A 3,283-nucleotide genomic window follows, 5' to 3' on the forward strand; every position below is an offset into this window, starting at 1 on the left:
CGGCGGGGGCCTCGTCCGTGCGTCGTCAGATGCTGCCGAAGCCCACGCGGGCCTTCGTCTCGGACCCGATCTCCACGTAGCCCAGCGTGGACGTCGGGACGATCACCCGACGACCGCGCGTGTCGTGCAGCTCCAGCACCGTCTTGCCGTCCAGCGCGGCGGCGACGGCCGCCGCGACCTCGTCGGCGGTCTGGTCGGTCTCCAGGACGATCTCCCGCGGCAGGTTCTGCACGCCGATCGTGATCTCCACGGCCATGTCTTCCTCGTCCTCCAACGTCGTCCGCTCGCGAGCGTCCGGGCCCACGGGGCCCGCCTGGACGATCCTAGGCGTCCTCGTACACGAAGTCGGGGCGGACCAGGCCCGCGACGCCGCCCCAGGCGAGCTGCGTGACGAGCTCGGCGGTCAGGCCGGCGTCGGCGACGGGCGTCGTGCGGAGCCGGTGCGTCGCCGCGCCCTGGGCCATCGCGATGAGCGAGACGGCCAGCGTGGCGGAGGCGTCGTCGGCCAGACCCGTCACCTGGGAGAGCACGCGGGCGATCCGGCGGGCGGCCTCGGACGACGCGTGCTCGACGCGGGCGCGCACGTCGTCGTCGTGCGTGACGTCCGACTCGAAGAGCAGCGTCGAGGACTCCCCGGCGACGTCGACGAAGTCGATGTAGGCCCGGACGATCGCGGCGATGACGTCGCGCCCCGCGCCGCGCTGGACGGGTCCGGCCTCGAGGGGGGCGACGGCCTCGTCCACGGCCGCGAGCAGGTCGGAGCCGCACTGGTCGACGACCGCGAGGTAGAGGTCGAGCTTCGAGGGGAAGTGCCGGTAGAGCACGGGCTTGCTGACCTCGGCGCGGTCGGCGATGTCGTCCATGGAGACGTGGTGGAAACCCTCGGACGAGAAGAGGTCCTGCGCGATGCGCAGCACCTGGGCACGGCGCTCGTCGCGCGCCATCCGCGGGCTGCGCGGCCGTGGGGGCGAGCCGTCGGTCCCGTCTGTCATCCCGGCATGGTAGCGACGGCACGTGTCCGGGATGCGACGATGTCCGCGTGACCCCGCCCGAGATGCCCCGTCCGGACGAGCGCGCCCGCCGTGCGCCCGGACGCCGGTGGGGTCGACCTCTCGCCGACGGGCGGACCGTGGCGGTGGCGTCGGCCGTCGCGCTCGGTGGCCTCCTGCTGGGGGCCGGCACGGCGACCGTGACGCTGCCGGGGGTGTCGGCGTCGGGCACGCTCCGGGGTGCGCTCGCCCTCTCGGTGTCGTCCGTGCAGGTCGGGGGCACGGGTGCGGCCGTCGCGGACGACGCGCAGGGCCGTGCCGCCGACACGAGCCGGTCGGCCGTGCGCGAGCCGGCGCCCGAGCCCGTGCCGACCTTCGACTCCCTGCTGTCGGCGGACCCGCCGGTCGTCGCGCTGCCGCCGGGTCTCACGCTCGTCGACGTCCAGGCCGGGCTGCTGTCCGCCGAGATCCCCGAGCGCGCCGCCGGGACCTTCTCGGTCGTCCCCGGCAGCGACCCCGGCCCGGGTACGGGCCGCGTGCGCACGATCCGCGTCGAGGTCGAGGACGGGCTCGCCGTCGACGGCGCGCGGTTCGCGCAGACCGTCATGACGACGCTCAACGACCCGCGCGGCTGGGGAGCCGACGGGTCGGTGTCGTTCGCGCGCACCGACGGGCCGGCCGAGCTCCGCGTGACCCTCGCGTCCCCCGAGAGCGTCGACGACCTGTGCGCGCCGCTCGACACGAACGGCCAGGTCTCGTGCGGCCGGGCCGGCAACGCGGTGCTCAACCTGCGGCGCTGGGTGCTCGCGACGCAGGAGCTCGCGGGCGACAAGGTCACCTACCGCCAGTACCTCGTCAACCACGAGGTCGGGCACCTGCTCGGGCACGGGCACGAGAAGTGCCCGGCGCCCGGCGCGCTGGCCCCGCTCATGCAGCAGCAGTCGTACAAGGCAGCGCCGTGCGTCCCCAACCCGTGGCCCTTCCCCTGACAGTGCGCCTGACAGTCCGCCCGGCACACGCCTGACGACCTCACGGTGGACCGCGGTGTCGGCGGTCCGTGATGGGATCGGGGCCGTGACCACGCCCCCCGCGCTGCGCCTCGTGCGCCCCGCCCTGGCCGACGGGCCGGCGCGGGGACCGGGCAGGCCGGTGGGCCTCGACGACGACCAGACGATCGCGGTCGAGCGCGCGGTGCACGGTGACGACGGGGCCCTGCTCGTGCTCGGCGCGCCCGGCACGGGCAAGACCACCGTCGCGCTCGAGACGGTGGTCGCGGCCGTCGACGCGGGCCTCGCGCCTGAGGACGTCCTGGTCGTCTCCGCGGGCCGTCGCGCCGCCGCCGACCTGCGTGACCGCCTCGCGGCCCGGCTGCGTGCGACGTCGGGCCGGCCGCTCGTGCAGACCGCGCCCGCGGTCGCGTTCGCGGTGCTGCGGGCGCGCGCCGGGCACCTCGGTCTCGTGCCGCCGACCCTCGTCTCGGGGGCGGAGCAGGACCTGCTGCTCGCCGAGCTGCTCGCCGGCCACGCCGCGGGGGAGGGCGTGCGGCCCGTCTGGCCGGGGGACGTCCCCGCCGACGTCCCGACGATGCGCGCGTTCCGCGACGAGCTGCGCGACCTCCTCATGCGTGCCGCCGAGCGCGGGCTCGGACCAGTCGACCTCGCCGACCTCGGGGCGGCGCACGGCCGGCCCGAGTGGACGGCCGCGGCGCAGGTGTACGAGGAGTACCTCGACGTCCTCGAGCTGCGGTCCGCGACGCCCGACCTCGGCGCGCGGCTCGACCCCGCGGTCGTCGTCGAGGAGGCCGCGCAGGCGCTGCGCGCGTGGGACGACGAGGTGCCGGGCGCGGTGCGGCCGCGCTGGCGGCTCGTCGTGGTGGACGACCACCAGGAGAGCACCTCGGCCACCGCGCGGCTGCTGCGGGTGCTCGTCGACGACGGTGCGCGGCTGCTCCTCCTGGCCGACCCCGACGAGGCCGTGCAGACGTTCCGCGGGGCGGCGCCGACACTCGTCGGGCGCGCGGCCGTCGCCGGTGCCGGTGACGGCGAGCTCGGCACCGTCACGCACGTCCTCAGGACGGTGTGGCGGCACGGTGACGCGGTCCGCGACGTGACGCGGCGCGTCACCGAGCGCATCGGGTCGGTCGGTGCGGTCCAGCACCGTCGAGCGACCGCCCGGTCCGCAGCGCGCGATCACGCGGCGCCCGCGCCCGAGGGTGACGCGCGTGCGACCCCGCGCGTCACGGCTCGGCCCGGCGCGCAGGCGCCGGTCGCCGACGCACGCGACCTGGGCCGCGG

The 3,283-nt window shown here is 76.5% G+C and carries 4 protein-coding genes; 2 read left to right on the plus strand and 2 right to left on the minus strand.

Annotation, left to right across the window (positions count from 1 at the left end):
* Positions 1–25: 25 nt before the first annotated feature.
* Both CTKZ_RS19900 and CTKZ_RS19905 read right to left on the minus strand, forming a co-directional pair.
* Complete coding sequence (locus tag CTKZ_RS19900) at positions 26–250, minus strand: DUF3107 domain-containing protein (protein ID WP_168679396.1); 225 nt, start codon at positions 248–250, stop codon at positions 26–28.
* Between the two features lie 73 nt (positions 251–323).
* Positions 324–992 carry a TetR/AcrR family transcriptional regulator gene (locus CTKZ_RS19905; RefSeq protein ID WP_124344543.1) on the minus strand — a complete coding sequence of 223 codons (669 nt, stop codon included), beginning with the start codon at positions 990–992 and terminating at the stop codon, positions 324–326.
* A 47-nt stretch (positions 993–1,039) separates the two neighbouring features.
* Here CTKZ_RS19905 and CTKZ_RS19910 point away from each other — a divergent pair, with 47 nt between their 5' ends.
* Both CTKZ_RS19910 and CTKZ_RS19915 read left to right on the plus strand, forming a co-directional pair.
* Positions 1,040–1,978 carry a DUF3152 domain-containing protein gene (locus CTKZ_RS19910; RefSeq protein WP_235843576.1) on the plus strand — a complete coding sequence of 313 codons (939 nt, stop codon included), beginning with the start codon at positions 1,040–1,042 and terminating at the stop codon, positions 1,976–1,978.
* 85 nt (positions 1,979–2,063) lie between these two features.
* Positions 2,064–3,283 (plus strand): UvrD-helicase domain-containing protein (locus tag CTKZ_RS19915; protein WP_148090531.1); only part of this gene is annotated, 1,220 nt, incomplete at its 3' end.

It is taken from the genome of Cellulomonas algicola (assembly GCF_003851725.1).
GTDB lineage: Bacteria > Actinomycetota > Actinomycetes > Actinomycetales > Cellulomonadaceae > Cellulomonas > Cellulomonas algicola.

Coding starts and splice junctions, on each gene's coding strand:
- CTKZ_RS19905 (WP_124344543.1), bottom strand. CDS start 992: ATGACAGACGGGACCGACGGCTCGCCCCCACGGCCGCGCAGCCCGCGG.